The organism is Dyadobacter sp. SRI_021 (assembly GCF_057586235.1).
Genome location: NZ_JBYCZM010000043.1, coordinates 1 through 1,309, shown reverse-complemented (window position 1 = coordinate 1,309; position 1,309 = coordinate 1). Strand labels below are relative to the sequence as shown.

The following is a 1,309-nucleotide window of genomic DNA, read 5'->3' as shown; positions in this document are numbered from 1 at the left end:
GGTTATGTTCATTTAAGTGTGTCATATTTTAAACCTTCAAGTATTGTTTAATCCGGTCACCATATAAGATTGCCAGCTGTTGTACTGTGACCGGCCAGTTTGCTAGTGGGATTTTCCATTTTTCGATAATGCGCTGGGTGGTTAAGTATAAGAGTTTGATGAGCGCAGTTTCGGAGGCAAAGGCCCCTTTCGACTTGGTGACCGAACGGATCTGGCGGTGAAAAGCCTCGACAGTATTAGTTGTGTATATGATTTTTCTAATGGCTGCCGGGTATTCGAAACATCGGGTCAGCCTGGCCCAGTTACGTTGCCAGCTCTCGATGACCAGGGGATATTTGTCGCCCCATTTAGCGGCAAACGCAGCCAGGTTTTGTTCGGCTGCCGATATTGAGCTTACCTGGTAAAGCGGTTTGAGTTCGGACGCTATGGCCCGCTGATCTTTACTGGTCACATAGCGGAGCGAATTGCGCACCTGATGGACAAGGCATAGCTGCACGTCGGTCAAAGGGAAAATGGTTTCGATAGCATCTGCAAAGCCTTTTAAGTTGTCGATCGAGCAAATCAAAACGTCCTTGACGCCACGATTTTGCAGGTCGCTCAGTACCGAAAGCCAGAATCGGGAGCTCTCTGAGTCCCCAATATAAATACCCAATAAATCTTTACGGCCTTGAAGGTCAACAGCTAAGACATTATAAGCCGCTTTACTGATTACTTTACCATCTTGCCTAACCTTGAAATGGACAGCATCCAGCCACATAAAAGTATAAATAGGTTCCAGGGGACGGCAGCGCCACTGCTCGACTACTGGAAGGATTTTGTCCGTGATAGCCGACAATTGGCCAGTGCTGATTTCCAAGCCGTACAGGTCTTCCAAATGCGATTGGATATCTTCGTAAGACATACCTTTGCTGTAAAGCGACAGTATCCGGTTGTCCAGGCCTTCACCCAGGGTAGTCTGTCTTTTGGCGATCAGTTTAGGTTCGAAAGAACCATCCCGGTCGCGGGGCATCTCCACCTCGATCGGCCCATGCGCAGTCTTGACACACTTGGATTTGCTCCCATTGCGACGGTTGGGGCGGCTCTCTTCAACATGGGCCTGTGCCTCGCCGGAAAGTACGGCATCCAAAAGGTCTTTCAGCAACGGAGCAAGTACACCGTCCTTGCCGCCCAGCTCCTTATCGCCAGACAGCAGCCGATCGATAGCCTGCTGGCGAAAGACCGAATAATCGAATACTTTTTTGTCCTGTTTTTTTCCCATATGGTCATCAAGTTACTAAATCTAACTTGACACACTTTCTTGAACACTCTC

General features: G+C 48.7%; 1 protein-coding gene. It reads right to left on the bottom strand.

From position 1 onward, the window contains the following. Positions 1-28: 28 nt before the first annotated feature. Entirely contained in the window at positions 29-1,258 is a 1,230-nt protein-coding gene (locus AC2YIT_RS32175; RefSeq protein WP_430845216.1) for an IS256 family transposase, read from the bottom strand. Between the last annotated feature and the right edge of the window lie 51 nt (positions 1,259-1,309).